Raw genomic sequence first — 21,420 nt, 5'->3', positions numbered from 1 at the left:
GCCATGGCCCACCCCTTACTTCAATTCTGCAGTCACCTTGTCGGCCACATCCTTGGGCACCCAGGCCTGCCACACGTCCGGGTGCGCCTTCATGAACGCCTGCGCCGCCTGCCGTGGCGGAGTGTGTTTTTCGCTCATCTCGGCCAGCGCCCTGTTCAATGGATCAATCGGCAAGTCGACCTTGCTGAAGAACTCGGCAATCTGCGGATACTGTTTCTGGAATGGCGTGGACACGCCGATGGACAGTTTCGAGGCCAGTGAGCGAGTCGGTTTCGGGTTCGGGTTGTCGGCGTCGGTCAGGGTTTTCCAGGCGTCGGCGTCGAAAGGCGGCTCTTCGAGCTGAACCAGTTTGAAGCGGCCGAGCAATGGCGTAGGCGACCAGTAATAGAACAACACCGGTTTGCTGCGTCGAATTGAAGAACTGATCTCCGCATCCAGCGCTGCCCCTGAACCGCTGCGGAAATTCACATAGCTGTCGTCCAGCCCATACGCCTTGAGCTTCTGTTTGTTGACCACTTCCGACGTCCAGCCGATCGGGCTATTGAGGAAGCGCCCCTTGCCCGGGGTTTCCGGATCGCTGAACACGTCCTTGTACTTCGGCAGGTCGCTGACACTGCGCAGGCCCGGCGCCAGCGGCTTGATGCCTTTCGCCGGGTCGCCCTTGATCACATATTCGGGCACCCACCAGCCTTCGGTAGCACCCTTGACCGTATCGCCGAGACTCGCGACTTTGCCTTCGGCCTCAGCCTTGACCCAGACCGGACTGCGACCAGCCCACTCTTCGCCAATGACCTGAATGTCATTGTTGGCCAGTGCGGTCTCCAGGGTGATGGTCGTCCCCGGCAAGGTATCGGTCGGCAGCCCGTAGCCCTTCTCGACGATGATCCGCAGGATATCGGTGATCAGGCTGCCGCTTTCCCAGTTCAGGTCGGCGAAGTGGATCGGCGCCTGGGCAGCGAACACCGGAACGGGTGAAGCCAGCAAACCGAAAGTGGCCAGAGTAGCAGCCAGCAACCGTTGAAATCCGTTCATGCTTTTGCACCTCGTGCTGTTCACAGCAATAGCAGGATGGCCTGGCAGAAGACCGCAAAGCCTCTGAATACTCAGTCAACTGACTGTAGTAGAGGTTCCTGATTTCGAGGGAGGTCAATCAGCTTTCGGAAGGTTCCTGCAAGCGCGCCAGCGCTCTTCGTACCATGCTGGCGTACTCCGCCGGACGCAACGTATAGATCTGTGACGCCACCCAACCCAGCCAGGCGCCTTGCAAAACAACCTTCTGGTCGAACAACCGCTGGGCGTCGGCTTGCGCGCTGGCCTGGTTCTGTTCGTGGAAGTCGGCGCGGGCCAGGGTCATTATTCGCTGGCCTTGAAGGTGACCAGCTCCCCTTTGCGCCACTTGGCAGCCTTGGCGGTCACGGCTTTCAGGGTTTTGGTCAGGCCTTCCTGCAACTGTTGGTGGGCGGCGAACACCATCACCACGCTATGACCTTCCTTGAACACGATCCCGTTACCATCAACGGTGGTGACGAACGCGTAATCACCCAGGCCGTAAACCGTCAGTTTGATTTCGCGGAACTTGATGTCCAGCTTGCCGCCTTCGCGACTGGGTAATACAGAGGCGCTGAAATGATCGCCGACCTTAAGTTTAAGCCCTGGTTTGTCATCAACCACCAGCGCCTCTTCGGTGTCGATCTCGGCAATATAAATGCCTTCAGCGTTCTGTTCGGTGATGTAAACGAAACGTGACTGGAACTGTTTAACCAGCTTTGCGCGCAAATCACCCAGCACGAACAAAGCATGCATATCGAGATTACTTACTGCCAAGGAAACATCCCCACATCTGAAAATGATGCTGCACGCAGGAAAACAGCGCACAGCAGAAAAAAGCGGCAATGCCGAAGGTGTCGCAAAAAGGCCCAGGTTGAAATCCTGAAACGAGCAGAGGACTCATCCATCGCGAGGCTTGAGAAGACTACTGGAACAACACTCACGTCGTCTTGCCTGGCGTTCGTCAGAGGTTGAAGGAAAAAGCCCTTCCGACGGCCAGAAAAACGGGACTACCAACTTTAGGGAAAAAGCTCTTTAAAAAAAGCACTTTTCCGACATATCGCCAGCAAAAAATTGCTTTAGATGAACATCGATCGCCAAGCACTGACGGTGATTCTAGAGCAGCGATGCTCATCGAGACTACCCAAAACCACGTACACACGTCGGTAAAACAACGAAAAGGACTTCATATGTGCACGTTGACACATTTTGCCCACCCTCAGGCGCCCAATACGAACAGCTCGAGGACACTGCCCTTAGGGATGTTTCAAGCGCATGAATACTACCTTGAAGAGCTCGCCCGGCCACGCTTTCAGGTCATTCTGGCCGGCAATGCCTTTTTTCACATCAAGGAAATTTCCACCGGCCGCGTCAGAGGTTTCCGCGGCAATCATAACGAAGCCTGCGCCCTTGCCCGCTCGCTCGAGTTACGCGGTTGACGGTCCCGCCCGTTCATTTCCATAGCCGCTTCGTCATGCCGGCGACTTAACTCAGCCGCCGGCATGCAACTACTGCCATACTGCCCGACCAATGAAATCCGTCCCCAGGGTGGGCGGCGTTCAAAACAACAGATTATTTCAAGGGAAGGCTGCTACGTGACGGAATTTGATATCGGTGAATTTTTTATCCGGGGCGAAGCCAGAGAAGTCGAAGGCGAATTCCAGGCCGTCATTATCATGCGCGCCAAACCACCGCTGACCACCGTGACGTATCACCAGGTCGAGAAGGATCGCTGGTTCAAGACCTCGGACGTCGCCGCCGTTGCCGCCCAGGATGCCGCCAAGGCGCTGAAGGTTGCGGTCGATGAAGGTGCATTGAAAGCCTGATAGTCGGTTTGCAGTCTATGCTCTCTTCTGCTTTTGAACATCGCCATCGAACTCCTGAAGCGCGGCTCCCTCAGATGCAATGAAGCCGCACTTCAGATCTCGCACTCGACGCGACCCTCAAGGAGATGAACATGGACTCACCCATACATGACTTGAAAGGCTTGTTCGACCAACTCGGTCTGGACTCCAGCGAGAAGGCCATCGACGATTTCATCGCCAGCCATTCACCACTGGCCGACGACAAGAAACTCATCGATGCTGCGTTCTGGACCCCGCAGCAAGCAGGATTCCTGAAAGAACAATTGCGTGAAGACGCGGATTGGGCGCGGGTGGTCGACGACCTGAACCTGCGGATGCATCAGACTCACTAGCCTGCATCTGTAGGAGCTGTCGAGTGCAACGAGGCTGCGATCTTTTGATGTTTTAAAAGCGAAGATCAAAAGATCGCAGCCTCGTTGCACTCGACAGCTCCTACATCTATGGGTCTCAACGAGGGTTTTCCGGCTTGTAACCCAATCGCAAACCACCCCAATGCCGGCCCTTGAGCATGATGGGCACAGAGAGGTCGTGCATCAGCTCACCGGTGTCGCGGGTGTAGGTTTGCAGCAGTACGGCCTGCTGGTGACTGCCGCAGCGGATCCCGGTGCGGTCGGCGAATTTGCGTTTGGTGCGGTTCTGCAAGGTATCGACCTGCGCATCACCGGTCAGTGGCTGGCTGAACACCTTGTTGTGGGTCGGCACATAGCCCTGCTGCGTGCAGGCGATAGCGAACACCAGGCCTTCATGACGCGGCAACAAGGGTTCCTGGATCGCCGGCAAGACCTGATCGGCGTAGCGATCGAAGCGCGTCTGGTACTTGGCCGGGCTGGTGTTGGGAATGGTTTGGTAATTGCGGTCAAACAAATCATCGAGGCTCACGCGGCCCTCGTCGATATCCGCTTCAAAGCGCGCCGTGATCTGACTCGCGCCTTCGCGGGCCAGGTCATAAATCCGCTGGTGATAGTCATCCAGCCCGACTTCGGCGAGGCGTTCGCTGATGGTTTCGGCCTGACCTTCCATTTGCACCGCGGCCTGGGCCAGGCGCTGGGTCTGTTGGTCGCTGATCGCCAGGTCGCTGCGCATCTGTTCGATAGCGTGAAACAGGCTATCGAGTTGTTCGCGGTTGGTGTCGGCGCCCTTGGCGATTTCCCCGACCTGGCTTTCGACGCCGGCTGCCAGACGCGCAATGTTCTCCAGGTGCTGACCGGTGTGCTCGACCTGCTCGACACCGGTGTCGAGGTCGCTGGACAGTTGACGGATCTGCTCCACCACTTGCGCGGTGCGTTGCTGAATATCAGCGACCATTTCCCCGACTTCGCCGGTGGCCGTCGCGGTACGCGCGGCCAGACCGCGAACCTCATCGGCCACCACCGCAAATCCACGACCATGCTCGCCGGCCCGCGCCGCCTCGATAGCCGCGTTCAATGCCAGCAGATTGGTCTGGCTGGCGATGGACTGGATCACCAGGGTGACCCGCTGGATATCATCACTGCGCAGGCTCAGGGCTTCGATCAGTTCGCGGCTGTTACTGGCGCGCTGACTGAGTTGATGCATGCGGGCGATCGACTCGATCAGCTCCGTACGTCCAGCCGCGCTGCTCCGATGGGCCTCGCTGGCCGCACTGAGGGCTTCCCGGCTGAGTGTCGAGGTGGCTTGTTCGGTCGCGATCATCACTTCGGCGCTGCTGACAATCTGCGCCGCCGCACCGAGCTGCGATTGCAGTTTGTCGGCCAGCTGCTTGACCGAAAAGGCCACACCGGCGGCAGACAACGCGTTATGACTGGTGGTATAGGAAAGATCGCGAGTCAACTCGGCAATCGCGCTGGCGCTGTCGACGGGGGTTGCCTCAGGGACGGCGCGCGAGCGCAAGCGAGGTAGCCAGATAATCAGCACGGCCAATGGCAGGCCAAGGTAAAGCGACCAGCCGCCCAGCGTCATGCCGCACAACAAGAGCATCAGGGCGATGCTTTGCAGGGTCGGCGTCAGCCAAAGGTTTTTCGGCAAAAGTACGGGTGCAGACACTGCTGCAACCACAGATCCGTCACGCGTCATCTTCGTCATCCCCCGAGTCATTCTAATTGTTGTATCGGCATTAAACGCCACTACAAGGCCATTATCTATGGTCCATTAGTAGTGGGCATTGCAGCAGATCAACAGAAGTGCGCGGGTTTTTCGCAGACGAAAAAAAGCATCGCGGGCAAGCCTTGCTCCTGAAAGAGTGAGGCTTGCCCGCGATGCGGGGCGTTACGAAATCAGGCCTGACGCTGGTGCTTGTCGATCTGTTCGTGACGCTCTTGAGCTTCGATGCAGTATTTGGTGGTCGGGCTGATCAGCAGGCGCTTCAGGCCAATGGCCTCGCCGCTGTCGTCGCACCAGCCAAAACTGTCTTCCTTGATGCGTTCCAGAGCCTGTTCCAACTGAGGCAGCATGCGCTGGTCGCGATCGATCGCGTTCACCAGCCAGGTGCGCTCTTCTTCAACAGAAGCCGCGTCGGCCGGATCGGCCGGGGTGTCCAGGCTTTCGATGGCGATGCGGTTCTGTTCGATGCGCTCATGGGTTTCGACTTTCATGTTCTGCAACAGCTCAGAGAAAAAAGCATGTTGCTCGGCATTCATGTAGTCATCCGCCGGCATGGCCAGCAACTTGTCCTTTGTCATTGATATCTCTATAAAAAAACGTGCATTAAGGCGAATTAGGGAGCGTTCCGGCGGACCTGGGGTGGTCATCGGAAAGGCGCCGTTTAATACCAAGCGCCACCCGGCACTCAATTTACGAGGGGCGGCAGTCTAAGGCCGACTTGAGGCCTCAGCAACTGAAAAGACAGCGAATTTGTCCGACCAAGCCCGGAAAGTGCTCTACGGCGGTCTTTGCGATGGTTATCGGAGTGCGTTTATAGCAAGAAATTCAATCGAGCGGCTTTATATAGAAGACAAACGGCTGCGCCACGCGGGTCAGGCGTGGCGCATTGGTTGTTATATCTGCGGCTCAGCGCTTGAGTTTGCGCTTGTTGCGGTATTGATCGATGACCACGGCTAACACGATGATCAGGCCTTTGATGATGTCCTGAATGTAAGCATCGACGCCGACGAAGGTGAAACCGCTGGCCATGACCCCGAGGATCAGTGCGCCGATCACCGTGCCGGTGATGCGCCCTACTCCGCCGGCCAGGCTGGTGCCGCCGATCACTGCTGCGGCAATCGCGTCCAGCTCATAAGACATGCCCATCCCGGCTTGCCCGGTCGCGGCCCGTGCCGACGCCACCACACCCGCCAGACCTGCCAGCAATCCGGCGATGCTGTAGACGATCACCAGATGCCGCTTGACGTTGATCCCCGAGGTACGCGCCGCCTGCATGTTGCCGCCGATGGCGTAGGTGTACTTGCCGTATTTGGTGTAACGCAGGGCGATGTGAAAGATCACCGCGACCACCAGGAAAATGATCACCGGCATCGCGCCGTGTCCGATCGCCGTGTAGGAATCCGAGAGCATGCTCACCGGTTGGCCTTCGGTGTAGTAACGCGCAAGGCCACGGGCCGAGACCATCATGCCGAGGGTGGCAATGAATGGCGGGATACCGGTAATGGCAATGATGCTGCCGTTGATCGCTCCCGCCAGCAGTCCCACCCCGAGCCCGGCAATCACCGGAATCCATACCGGCAAGTCAGTGAGCGAGGGGAACACCGCCCGAGCGAAGTCAGACGTCTGGGCCAGACTGGCAGCGATCATCGCCGACAGCGCCAGCACCGAACCGGAAGACAGGTCGATACCCGTGGTGATGATGACCTGGGTCACGCCGATCGCCAGCAGACCGATGATCGACACCTGCAGGATCATCAGCACCAGACGCTGGGAGTTCATCAGGAAGCTCTGGTCGCGCACGATCCAGCCAAACACTTCAAAGACCAGGCCGATACCAATCAGCACCAGGAAAATACTCAATTCGGTCGGAAAGCGCCGGCGACTCTTGACCGGTGCCATTGCTGGCTTGTTTTCCAGTATCGCGTTCATAAACACTCACCCTTCTATCGCGTCGCCGACGCTGGCCACAACCAGCGCCGGCATCCATTAGTGAACCGCGGACATGCCCGAGGCCAATTGCATCACTCGTTCCTGGGTCGCTTCGCTGCGGTCGAGGGTGCCCATCAGGTCGCCCTCGTGCATGACCATCACCCGGTCGCTCATGCCGAGCACTTCCGGCAGCTCCGAGGAAATCATGATCACCGCCATGCCTTCGCTGGCGAGGTAGGAAATGAGCCGGTAGATCTCGGCCTTGGCGCCGACGTCGATACCGCGGGTCGGCTCGTCGAGAATCAGGATCCGTGGATTGGTCATCAGCCAGCGAGCCAACAATGCCTTCTGCTGATTACCGCCGGACAAGGTGTCGATGCACTGCTCCAGCGACGGGGTTTTGACCCGCAGCTTCTTGCACATGTCTTCGCACAAGGCGCGCAGGGCTTTTTGCTGGATGAAACCGTGGCCGGCGTAATGCGGCAACACTGCCATTTCCATGTTCTCCAGCACCGACAGGCACGGGAACAGGCCGCTGAGCTTGCGATCTTCGGTCAGTAACGCGAAGCCCTTCTCGATCGCCATGTGCGGATCACTGATGCGCACCACTTCGCCGTCGAGACGAATTTCGCCACCGTCGCTCGGGGTGATGCCGAAAATCGCTTCGGCAACGTTGGTCCGTCCCGAGCCCATCAACCCAGCAATACCGAGGATTTCGCCGGCGTGCAGGTCAAAGGAAACATCCTTGAAAATGCCGTCCAGTTTCAGGTCGCGCACCGACAGCAGCAGATCGCCGATCGGCTTTTCACGCACCGGGAACAACTGGCTCAGTTCGCGGCCGACCATCATCGAAATCAGGCTGTCGCCGTCCATGCTGTCGGCCCGCTGCAAACCGATGTAGGCGCCGTCACGGAACACCGCCACTTCATCGGCGATGCTGAACACTTCGTTCATCTTGTGGGTGATGTAGATGATGCCTTTGCCCTGACTCTTGAGGTCGGCAATGATCGAGAACAGATGGGCAACTTCCTTGTCGGTGATGGCCGAGGTCGGTTCATCCATGATCAGGATGTCGGAATCATAGGACACCGCTTTGGCGATCTCGACCATCTGCCGTTCGGCGATGCTCAGGTTGCCGACCTGCTCTTCCGGATCAAGGTTGATCCGCAGGCGTTCCAGCAGTTTCGCGGTGCAACGGTGCATTTCCCGGTGGTCGATCATGTGGAAACCGTTGAGCTGCTCACGGCCGATCCAGATGTTCTCGGCGATGCTCATGTGCGGCATCAGGTTGAGTTCCTGGTGGATCATCGCGATCCCGGCCTGGAGCGCGGCCAATGGCGTTTCGAAGACCACCGGTTTGCCCCGCAGGCGCAGTTCACCGGCGTCCGGCTGATAGATGCCGGCAATGATTTTCATCAGGGTGGATTTGCCGGCGCCGTTTTCGCCCATCAAGGCCAGCACGGAACCGGGGCGTACCCGAAGCTGCACATCGGACAAGGCCACCACACCGGGAAATCCCTTGCTGACGTTGATGATCTCCAGCAGGTACGGCTCATCGACAGGTGTTGCAGTTGGCTGGATACCCACCAACGGGGTGCTCGAAGCAGTCGCTGAAGCGAACATGATCAGGTACTCCATCAGCAAGGTCGCGGTCGCAACCTTGCGTGCTTATTGTTTTTATTGAACCGACGGGCTATTTGAACGTGTCGACGTTTTGCGGGGTGATTAAGCGGTATGGCACCCACACGGCCTGTTCAACCGGCTCGTTCTTGGCCATTTTCACGGCGGTGTCGATCGAACCGTCCGCCTGACCCTTGGCATCCTGGAACACCGACACCGTCATGTTGCCTTTCTTGATTGCGTTCAAGCCGTCCGGCGTACCGTCGACACCGGCGATCAGTACGCTGCCCTTGTCGACGCCGGCCTGTTGCAAGGCCATCGCGGCACCAATGGCCATTTCGTCGTTATTGGACACCACCGCGTCAAACTTGCGGCCCTGGGTCAGCCAGTCGTTGACCAGGGTCATGCCTTTATCCCGTGACCAGATGCCGGTCTGCTCTTGCTCGATCTTGATGTTCGGGTATTTGGCCAGAACGTCTTTGACGCCCTTGGTGCGGTTGGTGGTGGAGTTGTTCGCGAGGTCGCCCAGCAGAATCACGATGTCACCCTTGCCGCCCATTTTGTCGGCCAGGTATTGCATCTGCATTTCACCGGCCTCCATATCGTTGGAGGCGACAGTGACGACGCCTTTGGGCAGCTTCAGGTCATCGGGGCGGCGGTTGACGTAGACCAGCGGGATGCCGGCCTTGACGGCGGCTTCGGTGATTTTACGGGTGGCAGCGGTATCCACCGGGTTGACCACGATGGCATCGACCTTCTGGCTGATGAAGTTTTCGACCTGACTCAACTGCTTGACCACGTCGCTGCGGGCGTCTTCGAACTGCAGCTGCACGCCATCGGGATAGGACTTGGCTTTCTTGTCCATGGATTCGCGCAGGTAGGTCAGCCAGGTGTCATCGAATTGGGACATGCTGACGCCGATCTTCATATCGGCGAGCGCCGCGCCACTGGCGAACATCAGGGACAAGGCAAGTGAGGCGAAGCGGGTCTTGGTCTTCATGAAAAGTCTTTCTCCACATTCTTGTTGGTTTTATGGATGAGGCGTGACGATTTCAGTAAGCAGGCAAGCGGGAAAAGGGTTGAAACAGGTTGCGAGGCAGGTCGCTAAAAATGACTTTATTAGAAAATAATTTCTATATCAACTCATTTTAGAATTTTATTCTGATTTTATTCCATGGCTTTTGAACGGGCTCAATTCCACCACTTGATGCCGCTCGGCGCTCAGTCGCGCAGCGTCTAGCACGCGGGTGGTCGCCAGTGCATCACGGGCGTCCACAGGCAGTGGGCCACCGCTCTGCAACGCGGCTTGTAGCTGTAAATAGAACTGATTCCAGCAACCGCGCTCGGAGGGAACCCGCTCACGCACCTCACCCTGTTCGAACCAGCCCCAGCGGCGATGTTCTTCGACACCCCAGCGCTCACCTTCGGATTTCGGCGAGAGCCCGGCGAGTGCCGATGCTTCTTGTCCGTCCAGACCATCGACGCTGTAACAACCTTGGGTGCCGGTCACCCGAAAGCGCGGGCCGGGAGTGTTTTGCAGGCAACTGCCGCCCAGGTGGGAGGTGACGCCGCTGGCATGGGTCAGGACCATAAAGAAGCCGTTATCGAAGACCTGGCCTTTTTCCAGATAATCCAGCTCGGCGTAGACCCGAGTCACCGGGCCGAACAACAGCATCGCCTGATCCACCAGATGGCTACCGAGATCGCGCAGGAAACCACCGCCACTGCCGTTGTTCACCGCCTGCGGTGAGTAACGCTCGATCCGCGATTCGAAACGGGTGACCTGGCCCAACGCACTGGATTCGATGAGTTTGCGCACGGTCAGGAAGTCCGAATCCCAGCGACGGTTCTGGTAGACGCTGAGCTGCACACCCTGGCGCTCGGCCATGGTGATCAGGGTTTGGGCTTGCTGCGCATCAGCGGCGAACGGTTTGTCGCTGACCACTGCCACCCCGTGTTCGATGCCATCGAGCACCAGCGCCGGACGCCCCTTGAGCGGCGTGGACACCACCAGTACATCGATCCCGGCCTCCACCAGTTGGCCGATGCTGTCGAACGCTGGCACCCCTGGGTGCTCGGCCGCCAGCAATTGTCGGCGTTCCGGTGAACGGGTGACCACACCGACGAACGTCGCCGCCGGCAAACTGCTGATCAGCGGAGCATGGAAAAACCGGCCACCATGGCCGTAACCGGCAAGTCCGATACGCATGAAATATTCTCCTTATAGTCGCGGACCCTGTGGGTCTTAGCGACAGAGTTCGCTTTTGACGCGTTCGAGCATCATCCGGTTGGATTCATCCGGCCGGTCTTCCCAGGCAAACACCGAGACCGTGGCAATGCCGTCGAACCGAATCTCGCGCAGGGTGCCGAAAAACGCCTCCCAATCGACTTCGCCCTGACCGATGTCCAGATGCTGGTGCACGGTAGCGACGACACCCGGCGGGTTGACGATGTAGCGCAACCCGGAAGAAGCCTTGTGGTTGTAGGTGTCGGCGATGATCAGGTGGCTCAGCTTCGACCCGGCATACTTGAGCATCGAGGCGATATCGCCTTTGCCATCGTCATAGAAAAAGGTGTGCGGCGCCGCGTAAAGGTAGTTGATCCACTCACGATCCAGGCCACGAATGATGTCCACCGATTCATTGTTGCGCTCGCAAAAGTCGTAAGGGTGCGCCTGGATATCCAGCTTGATGCCTTCGCGTTCGAACTCCGGGATCAACTCGTCCATGGAGCGCATGAACTGGTTCTCGCACACCAGCGGGTTGTCTGACTGGCCGGTGAACTCGGTGTTGACCAGCTCGCAGTCCATCTCCACGGCAATCTGGATCGCCCGTTTCCAATTGCGTACGGCGGCAACACGCAGGCCTTCATCAGCAGCGGCCCAGTGGTACATCGGTAATAGGGAAGAGAGCTTGACGCCGGTGTCGCTCAGGGCTTTGCGAAACTCCTTGAGCCGCGCCTTGTCGACGCGAGGTGCTTTGTAGAACGGCAGGAAATCTTCCCGGGGCGAGAGTTCGATGTGTTCGTAACCGAGCTCGGCGACCTTATCGACCATCTTGCCCAGGGACAAAGTGCGGTACATGTAGGGGTCTAGTGCGATGCGCATGTTTTTGTTCTCCTTCATCAATACCTGAGCCGTAACACTCCCCCTGTGGGAGCGAGCTTGCTCGCGATTGCGATCTGACAGTCACATAGATGTTGAATGCGCCGCCGTCATCGCGAGCAAGCTCGCTCCCACAGGGGATCATCGTTAGCCGTAGAAATTTGGGCGGTCTGGCAGACCGACTTTTACGATCGCCCCGCTGTTCTGCGCTTCAATGCACGCGTCTGCGGCGACGGCAGCGGCGAAGCCATCCCACGCTGACGGGCCACCCACCTGCCCGGCCCGCACGCTATCGATGAATGCCTGCAACTCAACGTCATACGCAGCGATAAACCGATCCTTCCAGTCCATCAGAATCGCATTGGACAACTTCGCCCCGCTGCGCAACTGCACCTGCGACGGCTCGGGCAATTTGGCGATGCCTGTCTCCCCTACCACTTCGCACTGGATGTCGTAGCCATATTGGCAGTTAACGAACACTTCAACGTCGATGCGCGTGCCCTTGGCGGTTTCCAGCAGCACGATCTGCGGGTCTTTCAGATGCGCGAGCGCCTTGCTGCTCTTGCGCGGGAACACCACTTGCACCGACACGTAATCGTCGTCGAGCAACCAGCGCAACACATCCAGCTCATGGATCAGTGTGTCGGTGATCGCCATGTCGGTCTTGTAGTTTTCAACCACGCTCGGGTTGCGGTGCGCGCAGTGCAACATCAATGGCTCACCAATCTGACCGCTGTCGATCACGGCTTTCAGCGCCCGATAGCCTTCGTCATACGGGCGCATGAAACCGACCTGGACCAAGCGTTTGCCGTGGGCCACTTCGGCCTCGACGATCTTGCGGCAGCCTTCAGCGGTGACGGCCAGCGGCTTCTCGCAGAACACCGGTTTACCCGCCGCAATCGCCGCCAGCACGAACGCTTCGTGGCTCGGACCCCAGGAGGTGACGAGGATCGCTTCGACCTCCGGCGCCTTGATCAGCGCGTGGCCGTCGGGATAGACCTCGGCGGTCAGCTTCAGGTCGGAAACGACCTTCGCCGCGTGCTGCAAGTTGATGTCTGTTACAGCAACGACCTGGCTATTGAGCAGGGTCTTGCTGCAACGACGGATATGGTCCTGGCCGATGGCCCCGGTGCCGATGACTCCAAGCTTCACAGACATTTAATGACTCCTAGATTAGTTGTTGTTCGTTCAGGGCAATCAGTACTGACGGGCCTTGGCCAGTCGTTCATTCAGTGTCTTGGCCACCGCATCGGTGCGGGCGCTGGTGGAGACTTGCGCCACGCCGACCCGCCACCACGACAGGTATTTGTGAATCATGGTTTTGGGCAGAACCTTGATGTCGATCAGCGTCGACACCGTCTGCAATAGCGCATCGGCCAATGCAGCTTGCAGCTCTTCAACGGTGTTCACCTTGTAGGTCTTGCAGCCATAGGCCGCCGCGCTCATGGCGAAATCCACCGGCACGAAACCGCCGTTGAGCTTGCCGGTTTGCGGGTTGCGGAACCGGAACTCGGTGCCGAAACTGTCCATGCCGTGTTCCATCTGCAGGTTGTTGATGCAACCGAAGGTCATGTTGTCGAGCAGCACGACGTTGATCTTGCGGCGCTCCTGGATCGAGGTCGCCAGCTCCGAATGCAGCATCATGTAAGAACCGTCGCCGACCAGCGCATAGACCTCGCGATCCGGCTCGGCGAGTTTCACGCCCAGCGCGGCGTTGACCTCGTAGCCCATGCAGGAATAGCCATACTCGACGTGATAGGTGTTCACGCCCTTGCTGCGCCAGCTGCGCTGCAAGTCGCCGGGCAGGCTGCCGGCGGCGGCGACGATCACGGCGTCATCGGCGAGGGTTTCATTGAGCACGCCGAGCACGCGGCTCTGGGTCAGGCAGGAACCCGTCAGCTCGATGAATTCTTGCAGCACCGCCGGGTCCATGTGGTCGTTGATTTCCGGGATGAAGTCTTTGCTCTGGTATTCGACCTGATAGATGCGGTCGACTTCCTCGTCCAATTGCGTCTTGGCCTGACGCGGTTGATCACCCCACGCAGAACGGTAATCACCCAACGCTTCAGCCAAGGCTTGCAAGCCGACTTTGGCGTCCGCCAGCAATTGCACGCCGTCGAGTTTCAGGGCATCGCAGGGGCTGATGTTGAGGTTGAGAAATTGCACGTCCGGGTGCTGGAACAGGGATTTCGACGCAGTGGTGAAATCGCTGTAGCGAGTGCCGACACCGATGATCAGATCCGCATCCCGGGCCAACAGATTCGCCGCCAGACAGCCGGTTTCACCGATCCCGCCAACGTTCAGCGGGTGACTGGATACCACCGCACTCTTGCCGGCTTGGGTTTCGGCGAAGGGAATATCGAAGCGCTCGGCAAATGCCTGCAAGGCGGCATTGGCGCCGGAGTACCTGACCCCGCCACCGCAAATGATCAGCGGTTTGCGTTTGCCTTTGAACAGCGCCAGCGCATCACCCAGCATCGCTTCAGTCGCCGGACGACGCTCGATGCGGTGCACGCGTTTTTGCAGGAAGTAATCAGGGTAGTCGTAGGCCTCGGCCTGAACATCTTGTGGCAAGGCCAGGGTCACCGCGCCGGTTTCGGCGGGGTCGGTGAGCACACGCATGGCGTGGATCGCCGCCGTCATGAGTTGCTCGGGACGGTTGATGCGGTCCCAGTATTTGCTCACGGCCTTGAACGCGTCGTTGGTGCTGATGCTCAGGTCGTGGAACTGCTCGATCTGTTGCAACACAGGGTCCGGCTGGCGGCAGGCGTAAACGTCGCCGGGCAACAGCAGCAAGGGAATACGGTTGGCGGTCGCCGTCGCGGCGGCGGTCAGCATGTTCGCCGCGCCCGGCCCTACCGATGAAGAGCAGGCGTAGATCTTGCGCCGCAAGTGTTGCTTGGCAAAACCGATGGCCGCGTGGGCCATGCCTTGCTCGTTGCGACCTTGATGAACGATCAGGTCGCCGCTGTCCTGCTCCAGGGCTTGCCCCAGGCCCAACACATTGCCGTGGCCGAAAATGGTAAAGATCCCGGCGACGAATTTGCTTTGAACCCCATCGACCTCGATGTACTGGTTATCGAGGAATTTCACCAGGGCCTGGGCCATGGTCAGTCTTGTTGTGGTCATAACCGATCCTTCAATAAACGAAGAAACCTTGTGGGAGCGAGCTTGCTCGCGATGGCGGTGTGTCAGGTGACATCAATGTTGAATGTGCCGCCGTCATCGTCGGAACGCCGCCCGGAGCAAGCTCGCTCCCACATTGGATCTCCATCAGCCTGATAACGGTGTCAGGCCAGGGATTTCTGTAGGTGATCCATGCTCGCGCCGATCGCCTGCTGGATATCCGCCAGGCCATGGACGCTGTCGGCAAACGGTTCGAACGACAGGTAGCCGCTGTAACCGCTGCTGAGCAAGGTGTCGATTTGCACCGCGTTGCCCAGGATGTCGCCCTCGCCCACCAGCACCCGATGCCCGTCACGAATGCTCGCCAACGGTGCCTCGGCATCTTCGACACCGGAGATGTGCACCAACCCGGTCAGCTCGGGGAAGAACTCATGTTCGCTGGCCAGGTGATGGTGGAAGGTGTCATGCACCAGACGGAACACATCCAGCCCGCCAATGGCCTTGATCGCGTCTACCGCCGTGCGTTTACGGCGCAGCGAGCACTCTTCGAAACCCAGCGGTTCGATGAAACCGAGAATGCCGTGTTCGCGCAGGATCGGCGCCAGCTCACTCAACGCTGTGCGCAAACCTGAAGCACGTGCAGCCTCGTTACGCGGGTCGGCACGGTCATTGAGCGGACACATGACCAACCCTTGAGCGCCGCAATCACGGGCATAAGCGGCCAGCTTCAAGGCCTGTGCACGGCGCTCGTCATTCCATACATCAAACGGATACAGCGCGTTGATCGACAGCACGGTGATGCCTTTGGCGGCACACAATTCACGGACGCGCTCGGGTGCGGTGCCGTCTTCGATCTCGACGCCTTTAAGGTCGTTGCGAATTTCGATGGCGTCGGCCTTGAGGGTCACCGCCAGCTCGATGAACGCGGGCAGGGACAAACGTGGGGCGACCATACGGTTCAGGGCGAAACGCAGGGGTTTGCTCATTATTGTTGTTCTCCGCACCGGTGAATTAGTTGGCCGTCGGCATGCTGAATTCAGGGCCCTTGGCGATACTGTCGGGCCAGCGCTGCATCACACTTTTGTAGCGGCTGTAGAAGCGGATGCCTTCTTCGCCGTAAGCATGGTGATCGCCGAACAGCGAGCGCTTCCAGCCGCCGAAAGAGTGCCAGGCCATCGGCACCGGAATCGGCACGTTGATGCCGACCATGCCAACTTTGATCGTGCGGGCGAAGGCTCGGGCGATGCCGCCGTCGCGGGTGAAACAGGACACGCCGTTGCCGAACTCGTGGGCGTTGATCAACGCGACGGCGCTGGCGAAATCCGGCACCCGAACGATGCCCAGCACCGGACCGAAAATTTCCTGCTGGTAGATGCTCATCTCGGTCGTGACGTTATCGAACAGGGTCGCACCGACGAAGAAGCCGTTCTCGGCGCCCGGCACCTTGAAGTGGCGGCCATCGACAATCAGCTGCGCGCCCTGGGCCACGCCTTCGTCGATGAACCCTTCGACTTTGGCCTTGTGCTCGGCGGTCACCAGCGGCCCCATGTCGCTGTCAGCCTCCAAGCCGTTGCCGACTTTCAGTTGATCGATACGCGGCAGCAGTTTGGCAATCAACTGGTCGCCGACATCGCCCACCACCACGGCAATCGAAATCGCCATGCAGCGCTCGCCGGCCGAGCCGTAAGCCGCGCCGATCAAGGCATCCGCCGCTTGATCCAGATCCGCGTCGGGCATGACGATCATGTGGTTCTTTGCCCCGCCCAGCGCTTGCACGCGCTTGCCGAGAGCGGTGCCTTGCTGGTGGATGTATTCGGCAATCGGCGTCGAGCCGACAAAGGAAATCGCCTCGATGTCCGGGTGTTGCAGCAACGCGTCGACGGCGGTCTTGTCGCCCTGAACCACGTTGAACACACCATCCGGCAAACCGGCGTCGCTCAACAGACGGGCCATCAGCACACTGGCGGACGGGTCGCGCTCGGACGGCTTGAGGATGAAGCAGTTACCGGTGATCAGCGCCAGCGGGATCATCCACAGCGGCACCATCACCGGGAAGTTGAACGGCGTCACGCCGGCACACACGCCCAGCGGCTGACGCAGGTTCCAGTTATCGATGCCGCCGCCGATGTTGTCGCTGAATTCGGTTTTCAGCAGGTTCGGCGCACCGCAGGCGTACTCGACAATTTCGATGCCCCGGGTGACTTCGCCCTTGGCGTCCGAAAACACCTTGCCGTGTTCGCGGCTGATGATTTCTGCCAGTTCATCGTGATGTTGGTCGAGCAATTCCTTGAACTTGAACATCACCCGCGAACGACGCAGGGACGATTGTTCGGACCAGGCCGGAAAGGCTTTCAGGGCCGAGGCGACGGCTTCGTCGACGGTCTTCTGGCTGGCCAGCCCGACGCGTGCCTGGACGCTGCCGGTGGCCGGGTTGAAGACGTTACTGAATCGTTCGCTGCTGCTGTCTTGCACTTGACCGTGGATGTAATGGCCGATGATCGGGGCGTCGCTCATTGATCGTGTTCTCCGTGCAGAGGTTGGAATTCGGGCTTTTTAGTTCAGAGATCAAGCAGCCAGCTGTGCTGCGGATCGTTATGGAACTGCCAGACGCGTTTGGGTCCGGCCATCACGTTCAGGTAGTACGACTCGTAGCCGTACGGCACGCTGACCGGGTGATAGCCCTTGGGCACGACCACGAGGTCGCTGTTTTCCACGGCCATGGCCTGATCGATGCTGCGGTCGTCGGTGTACACCCGCTGGAACACGAAGCCCTGGGGCGGGTTGATCTGGTGGTAATAGGTTTCTTCAAGAAAACTCTGGTGCGGCAAATCGTCGGTGTCGTGCTTGTGCGGCGGGTAGCTCGACGAGTGACCCGACGGCGTGCGCACTTCCACCACCAGCAGCGACTGGGCCGGCTCGGTGTCCGGCAGAATGTCGCAGACGTAACGGGTGTTGGCGCCTTTGCCGCGCACGCTGCGCTTCATGGTGTCGGGTTTGATCAGCCGTGGGCCGAGGCCGTTACTCGTTGAACCGGGGGCGGCGCACACGGCGATTTGCACATCGCTGAGCGCGACCACTTGCGCCTGACTGCCGGGTGGCAAGTACGCGGCGAAGGGTGATTTGTCTTCGAATACAGACTGACGATCGCCGATGTTGTCCCAGTCGAACGCACCCTGCTCTGGCGCTTCACCCTTGATGCTGACTCGACCGCTGAGCAGCACCAGGCACAGTTCTTTATCACCGGCCGACACCGGCAAGGTCTCGCCCAGGCTCAAACGATAAGCGGCGAAGCCGACGTATTCCAGCTCACCTTTGCCCAGCTCAACCATGGTCCGGCCACGGGCATTGCTTTTGACCAGCAGGCTCATCTCTTAATCCTCTCGTCGAGCAACGCGCGCAGGGTGTCGTAGCCTTTTTTGGCGTAGACATAACTTGGTGCCACCGCTGGGTCCTGTTCGGCTTCGACCACCAGCCAGCCGTGGTAACCGGCCGCCAGCAGCACGTCGAGCAAGGCGCCGAAGTCGATGTCGCCATCACCGGGCACGGTGAAGGTGCCGTTGATGATGCAGTCCGGGAAGCTCCACAGGTTGTTGCGCGCGAGTTGCACCACCGGTTTGCGCACGTCCTTGAAATGCACGTGGCAGATGCGTTCGATGTGTTTGCGCAGCACCTGTAACGGCTCGCCGCCACCCATGTAGCAATGGCCCGAATCGAACAGCAGGCCGACTTCACTGCCGGTTAGCGCCATCAACTTGTCGATGTCGGCCGGGGATTCGACGTAGGCTCCCATGTGGTGGTGGTAGGCCAGGCGCACACCTTGGGACAAGGTGAAGCGCGCCAGTTCGGTGAGTTTGTCGGCGTATTCCTGCCAGGCGTGTTCGGTGTGGAAACGTGGGCGTTCAACCAGCGGAATGCGCTGGCCTTGAATGGAGTCGGCGACTTCACCGTACACCAGCACCTTGGCGCCGTTCTTCGCCAACAGCTCGACATGGCTGCCGATGGCGTCGATTTCTTCGGCCACCGAGCGGCGGGCCAGACGGCTGGAATACCACCCGGACACCAGGGCCAAGTCGTATGGCCGCAGCACGTCACTGACGCCTTTGGCATCCTTGGGGAACTTGCCATTGAGTTCGAAACCTTCGTAGCCGATTTCCTTGCCTTCACTCAGGGCGGTGCTCAGCGGCGTCTCGCCACCGAGGGACGGCAGGTCGTCGTTGCTCCAGGAGATCGGGTTGATGCCAATTCGAATAGCGGGCATGGCTGCACCTTTTATTGTTTTACCTAACCAGTAAGAACGACACAAAACCCTGTGGGAGCGAGCTTGCTCGCGATGGCGGTGTATCAGGCGACATTAATGTTGAATGTGCCGCCGTCATCGCGAGCAAGCTCGCTCCCACAGGTATTGCGGTGTTGCGTCATGCGCGGGCACTGCGCCAGGCATCGATCAGTTCGACAAACGTGCCCTGCACCAGACGGATCAGCGTCTCATCGTCGATTTCACCGGCCATCCACGCGCGGCTCGGCTCCTGAAAAATCGTCCGGCCGACTGCAAACCCGCGGCAAGTCTGGCTCTGGCTGGCCTGTTGAAACCCTTCGGCCAGTGCCGCTGCCGGTGCATTCAGCCCCAGCAACACCACGCCTCGGCAGTACGGATCACGTTCCTGAATCAACTCATCGAGCTGTTTCCATTCCTCGGCGCTCTGCGCTTCGATCTTCCACCACGCCGGGTAGATGCCCAGGTTGTAGAGGCGTTTGAGGGCGCGATACAACACGTCCGGATGCGTCGACGGGTGATCCTTGGGCGGGATGATTTCCAGCAGCAGTTCATGACCACTGACCTGGGAGGCCTGGTACAAACCCTTGATCTGCGCTTCCTGTTCCAGTCGCAGCAGCGGCTCGTCGTCGGGATGGAATTGCACCAGGCACTTGATGATTTGTTCCTGCGGCCAGGCGATCAGGTTGCTGCCGATGGAGCGCCCATGTTCGAAGGCCAATGGCCGCGAACCTTGCACTTCCACCGGACGCGCCACCCACCAGCCACGACCGGTGGCGACGTTCAGCGAGTCCTGGCCGAAGCGTTGATCGGCCAGCAGCCCGACATCGGCCTCGATGCCTTGCTTGCGCAAATCGGCTTCGACTCGTTCCACAGCCTTGATAAACAGTTGCTTGAGTTCGCCGATGGCGTTCAGCTCGCGACCGCCCTTGTGCGCCAGCTCCACCAGTTGCCCGCGATGGTCGAAAGCAAAAATGAACAGTTGCTTCCACTGTTTGCGCGGCACGCTGACCTGATGCAAACGCTGCAACACCGCGTCCTGATCCGGCCGGGTAATCGGCACCGGGCTGTTAAACAGATAGTCGAGTTCGGCGCGGGTCGGCATGGCCGGGGCGCAGGCATGGCGCGACACCACCAGGCCGCCACAGGCATTGGCCAACTGGCAGCAGCGCTCGTCGCTCGCATCCTCCAGCCAACCGGCGAGGAAGCCCGACATGAAGGCATCACCAGCCCCCAGCACATTCAACACTTCCACCCGAACGCCGGGATAAATGGCACCGTCTTCAAGACGTGCCGGGATCACCCCGTGAATCACCGTGCAGCCCTGCGGGCCGAGCTTGACCACCAGGGTCGCTGCGCTCAGGCGCCGCACATTGCGCAGCGCGGTGAGCAAGTCCTCGGAGCCGCCGGCAATCAAAAACTCTTCCTCAGTGCCGACGATCAGGTCGAAACGCGGGAGGATTTTCTGCACATGCTGGCTGACGTTCTGGTCGGCGACGAAACGGGTTTCGCCGTCGGCCTTGCCGGCCAGGCCCCAGAGTACCGGGCGATAATCGATGTCCAGCACCCGTTTGACGTTGTGCTTCTCGGCGTAATCCAGCGCTTGGATGCTCGCCTTGTAGACGCCGTCGGTGGAGAAATGGGTGCCGGTGATCAGCAAGGCTTTGCTGGAGGCAATGAAGGCTTCACTGATGTCTTCGGCCCGCAGTGCCATGTCGGCGCAGTTTTCGCGGTAGAAGACCAAAGGAAAGGTTTCGCGATCCTTGAGCCCGAGCAGGACCATGGCGGTCAGGCGTTCCGGATCGACCTTGACGCCGCTGACGTCGCAACCTTCGCGGGCCAGGGATTCGACCAGGAAGCGGCCCATATGGTCGTCCCCTACCCGGCTCAGCATCGCCGATTTCAGGCCCAGCCGAGCCGTGCCGAAAGCGATGTTGGCGGACGACCCGCCGAGGTATTTGGCGAAGCTTGAAACATCTTCCAACCGCGCCCCGACTTGCTGCGCATAGAGGTCGACGCCAAGGCGCCCCAGGCAAATCAGATCCAATTGACGCCCACTGGCAAAACGAGTCTGGCCCATGTTGGCTCCTGTTATTTTTATCAGCCTGCGTTCGGGGCAATGGTCGCGCCGAACACGCTTGGTGGATGCAGACTAAAACGTCCGGGACCGAACAATCAATAATTATTCTAAATATTTTTTACGTGGAATATTTTTTCCAATAAGCTTCGGTACAAGCGTTCCAGTGGCAGTGCATCGTTTCAGCACACCTCGCACTGACCGCAAGCTCAAGATTTTATTCCGGCCTACCCTGTAGACTGCGCACAGCCAACCTATTGTCAGGGGATGACGCTCTCTGTCGTCCCTATAAGAACAAGCC

At 59.2% G+C, this 21,420-nt stretch carries 20 protein-coding genes; 3 read left to right on the top strand and 17 right to left on the bottom strand.

The features are described 5' to 3' along the window. Positions 1-15 precede the first annotated feature (15 nt). The 3 genes from MO767_RS00380 to MO767_RS00370 all read right to left on the bottom strand — a co-directional run bounded on the left by MO767_RS00380 (position 16) and on the right by MO767_RS00370 (position 1,824). The gene (locus tag MO767_RS00380) at positions 16-1,032 is read right to left on the bottom strand and encodes an ABC transporter substrate-binding protein (RefSeq protein WP_282478917.1); all 1,017 of its coding nucleotides are present in this window, start codon (positions 1,030-1,032) and stop codon (positions 16-18) included. 118 nt (positions 1,033-1,150) lie between these two features. Further along, entirely contained in the window at positions 1,151-1,354 is a 204-nt protein-coding gene (locus MO767_RS00375) for a hypothetical protein (RefSeq protein WP_282478916.1), read from the bottom strand. Then, a complete protein-coding gene (locus MO767_RS00370) occupies positions 1,354-1,824 on the bottom strand; it encodes a hypothetical protein (protein WP_282478915.1) in 471 nt (156 codons plus the stop codon). Before MO767_RS00370 ends, MO767_RS00375 begins: the two co-directional genes overlap by 1 nt. A 413-nt stretch (positions 1,825-2,237) precedes the next feature. Between MO767_RS00370 and MO767_RS00365 the strand changes: the two genes are divergently transcribed. The 3 genes from MO767_RS00365 (at position 2,238) to MO767_RS00355 (ending at position 3,244) form a co-directional block, all read left to right on the top strand. Further along, entirely contained in the window at positions 2,238-2,486 is a 249-nt protein-coding gene (locus MO767_RS00365) for a hypothetical protein (protein ID WP_282479336.1), read from the top strand. 156 nt (positions 2,487-2,642) lie between these two features. After that, positions 2,643-2,873, top strand: coding sequence for a hypothetical protein (locus tag MO767_RS00360; protein WP_008151675.1), 231 nt, complete (start codon positions 2,643-2,645; stop codon positions 2,871-2,873). Between the two features lie 131 nt (positions 2,874-3,004). Further along, positions 3,005-3,244 carry a DUF2789 domain-containing protein gene (locus MO767_RS00355; RefSeq protein ID WP_282478914.1) on the top strand — a complete coding sequence of 80 codons (240 nt, stop codon included), beginning with the start codon at positions 3,005-3,007 and terminating at the stop codon, positions 3,242-3,244. Positions 3,245-3,359: 115 nt separating this feature from the next. Here the strand turns inward: MO767_RS00355 and MO767_RS00350 are convergent, their stop codons facing one another. From MO767_RS00350 to iolC, 14 genes are all read right to left on the bottom strand, one after another. After that, a complete protein-coding gene (locus MO767_RS00350; protein WP_282478913.1) occupies positions 3,360-4,964 on the bottom strand; it encodes a methyl-accepting chemotaxis protein in 1,605 nt (534 codons plus the stop codon). Between the two features lie 200 nt (positions 4,965-5,164). Next, positions 5,165-5,569 (bottom strand): TraR/DksA family transcriptional regulator, encoded by a 405-nt coding sequence (locus MO767_RS00345; RefSeq protein WP_007907888.1) that lies wholly within the window; start codon positions 5,567-5,569, stop codon positions 5,165-5,167. A gap of 328 nt (positions 5,570-5,897) precedes the next feature. Then, positions 5,898-6,920, bottom strand: coding sequence for an ABC transporter permease (locus MO767_RS00340; protein WP_282478912.1), 1,023 nt, complete (start codon positions 6,918-6,920; stop codon positions 5,898-5,900). 57 nt (positions 6,921-6,977) lie between these two features. Continuing rightward, positions 6,978-8,543 carry a sugar ABC transporter ATP-binding protein gene (locus MO767_RS00335; protein ID WP_282478911.1) on the bottom strand — a complete coding sequence of 522 codons (1,566 nt, stop codon included), beginning with the start codon at positions 8,541-8,543 and terminating at the stop codon, positions 6,978-6,980. Between the two features lie 70 nt (positions 8,544-8,613). Beyond that, positions 8,614-9,540, bottom strand: coding sequence for a sugar ABC transporter substrate-binding protein (locus tag MO767_RS00330; RefSeq protein WP_282478910.1), 927 nt, complete (start codon positions 9,538-9,540; stop codon positions 8,614-8,616). Between the two features lie 156 nt (positions 9,541-9,696). Continuing rightward, positions 9,697-10,749 (bottom strand): Gfo/Idh/MocA family oxidoreductase, encoded by a 1,053-nt coding sequence (locus tag MO767_RS00325; RefSeq protein ID WP_282478909.1) that lies wholly within the window; start codon positions 10,747-10,749, stop codon positions 9,697-9,699. A gap of 36 nt (positions 10,750-10,785) precedes the next feature. After that, positions 10,786-11,646, bottom strand: coding sequence for a sugar phosphate isomerase/epimerase (locus MO767_RS00320; protein ID WP_282478908.1), 861 nt, complete (start codon positions 11,644-11,646; stop codon positions 10,786-10,788). Positions 11,647-11,790: 144 nt separating this feature from the next. After that, positions 11,791-12,801, bottom strand: coding sequence for a Gfo/Idh/MocA family oxidoreductase (locus tag MO767_RS00315; protein WP_282478907.1), 1,011 nt, complete (start codon positions 12,799-12,801; stop codon positions 11,791-11,793). Between the two features lie 39 nt (positions 12,802-12,840). Then, positions 12,841-14,772: a 3D-(3,5/4)-trihydroxycyclohexane-1,2-dione acylhydrolase (decyclizing) gene (iolD, locus tag MO767_RS00310; RefSeq protein WP_282478906.1), complete on the bottom strand. Its 1,932-nt coding sequence runs from the start codon at positions 14,770-14,772 to the stop codon at positions 12,841-12,843. A gap of 161 nt (positions 14,773-14,933) precedes the next feature. Continuing rightward, the gene (locus MO767_RS00305) at positions 14,934-15,755 is read right to left on the bottom strand and encodes a TIM barrel protein (RefSeq protein ID WP_282478905.1); all 822 of its coding nucleotides are present in this window, start codon (positions 15,753-15,755) and stop codon (positions 14,934-14,936) included. Between the two features lie 25 nt (positions 15,756-15,780). Further along, positions 15,781-17,283 carry a CoA-acylating methylmalonate-semialdehyde dehydrogenase gene (locus tag MO767_RS00300; RefSeq protein ID WP_282478904.1) on the bottom strand — a complete coding sequence of 501 codons (1,503 nt, stop codon included), beginning with the start codon at positions 17,281-17,283 and terminating at the stop codon, positions 15,781-15,783. Positions 17,284-17,327: 44 nt separating this feature from the next. Next, complete coding sequence (gene iolB / locus MO767_RS00295; protein WP_282478903.1) at positions 17,328-18,137, bottom strand: 5-deoxy-glucuronate isomerase; 810 nt, start codon at positions 18,135-18,137, stop codon at positions 17,328-17,330. Further along, positions 18,134-19,027 carry a myo-inosose-2 dehydratase gene (gene iolE, locus MO767_RS00290; RefSeq protein ID WP_282478902.1) on the bottom strand — a complete coding sequence of 298 codons (894 nt, stop codon included), beginning with the start codon at positions 19,025-19,027 and terminating at the stop codon, positions 18,134-18,136. Before iolE ends, iolB begins: the two co-directional genes overlap by 4 nt. Positions 19,028-19,184: 157 nt before the next feature. Next, the gene (iolC, locus tag MO767_RS00285; protein ID WP_282478901.1) at positions 19,185-21,122 is read right to left on the bottom strand and encodes a 5-dehydro-2-deoxygluconokinase; all 1,938 of its coding nucleotides are present in this window, start codon (positions 21,120-21,122) and stop codon (positions 19,185-19,187) included. Positions 21,123-21,420: the final 298 nt, after the last annotated feature.

It is taken from the genome of Pseudomonas sp. UYIF39, from assembly GCF_029963765.1.
Classification (GTDB): domain Bacteria; phylum Pseudomonadota; class Gammaproteobacteria; order Pseudomonadales; family Pseudomonadaceae; genus Aquipseudomonas.
This window is presented reverse-complemented; position numbering and strand designations above follow the sequence as displayed.

Bases quoted from the DNA above. Each gene is read 5' to 3' on its own strand.
- iolC (WP_282478901.1), bottom strand. From the start codon at position 21,122: ATGGGCCAGACTCGTTTTGCCAGTGGGCGTCAATTGGATCTGATTTGC.
- MO767_RS00355 (WP_282478914.1), top strand. From the start codon at position 3,005: ATGGACTCACCCATACATGACTTGAAAGGCTTGTTCGACCAACTCGGT.
- MO767_RS00350 (WP_282478913.1), bottom strand. From the start codon at position 4,964: ATGACGCGTGACGGATCTGTGGTTGCAGCAGTGTCTGCACCCGTACTT.
- MO767_RS00375 (WP_282478916.1), bottom strand. From the start codon at position 1,354: ATGACCCTGGCCCGCGCCGACTTCCACGAACAGAACCAGGCCAGCGCG.
- iolE (WP_282478902.1), bottom strand. From the start codon at position 19,027: ATGCCCGCTATTCGAATTGGCATCAACCCGATCTCCTGGAGCAACGAC.
- MO767_RS00300 (WP_282478904.1), bottom strand. From the start codon at position 17,283: ATGAGCGACGCCCCGATCATCGGCCATTACATCCACGGTCAAGTGCAA.
- iolD (WP_282478906.1), bottom strand. From the start codon at position 14,772: ATGACCACAACAAGACTGACCATGGCCCAGGCCCTGGTGAAATTCCTC.
- MO767_RS00315 (WP_282478907.1), bottom strand. From the start codon at position 12,801: ATGTCTGTGAAGCTTGGAGTCATCGGCACCGGGGCCATCGGCCAGGAC.
- MO767_RS00380 (WP_282478917.1), bottom strand. From the start codon at position 1,032: ATGAACGGATTTCAACGGTTGCTGGCTGCTACTCTGGCCACTTTCGGT.
- MO767_RS00320 (WP_282478908.1), bottom strand. From the start codon at position 11,646: ATGCGCATCGCACTAGACCCCTACATGTACCGCACTTTGTCCCTGGGC.
- MO767_RS00340 (WP_282478912.1), bottom strand. From the start codon at position 6,920: ATGAACGCGATACTGGAAAACAAGCCAGCAATGGCACCGGTCAAGAGT.
- MO767_RS00365 (WP_282479336.1), top strand. From the start codon at position 2,238: ATGTGCACGTTGACACATTTTGCCCACCCTCAGGCGCCCAATACGAAC.
- MO767_RS00330 (WP_282478910.1), bottom strand. From the start codon at position 9,540: ATGAAGACCAAGACCCGCTTCGCCTCACTTGCCTTGTCCCTGATGTTC.
- MO767_RS00305 (WP_282478905.1), bottom strand. From the start codon at position 15,755: ATGAGCAAACCCCTGCGTTTCGCCCTGAACCGTATGGTCGCCCCACGT.
- MO767_RS00335 (WP_282478911.1), bottom strand. From the start codon at position 8,543: ATGTTCGCTTCAGCGACTGCTTCGAGCACCCCGTTGGTGGGTATCCAG.
- MO767_RS00345 (WP_007907888.1), bottom strand. From the start codon at position 5,569: ATGACAAAGGACAAGTTGCTGGCCATGCCGGCGGATGACTACATGAAT.
- MO767_RS00325 (WP_282478909.1), bottom strand. From the start codon at position 10,749: ATGCGTATCGGACTTGCCGGTTACGGCCATGGTGGCCGGTTTTTCCAT.
- iolB (WP_282478903.1), bottom strand. From the start codon at position 18,137: ATGAGCCTGCTGGTCAAAAGCAATGCCCGTGGCCGGACCATGGTTGAG.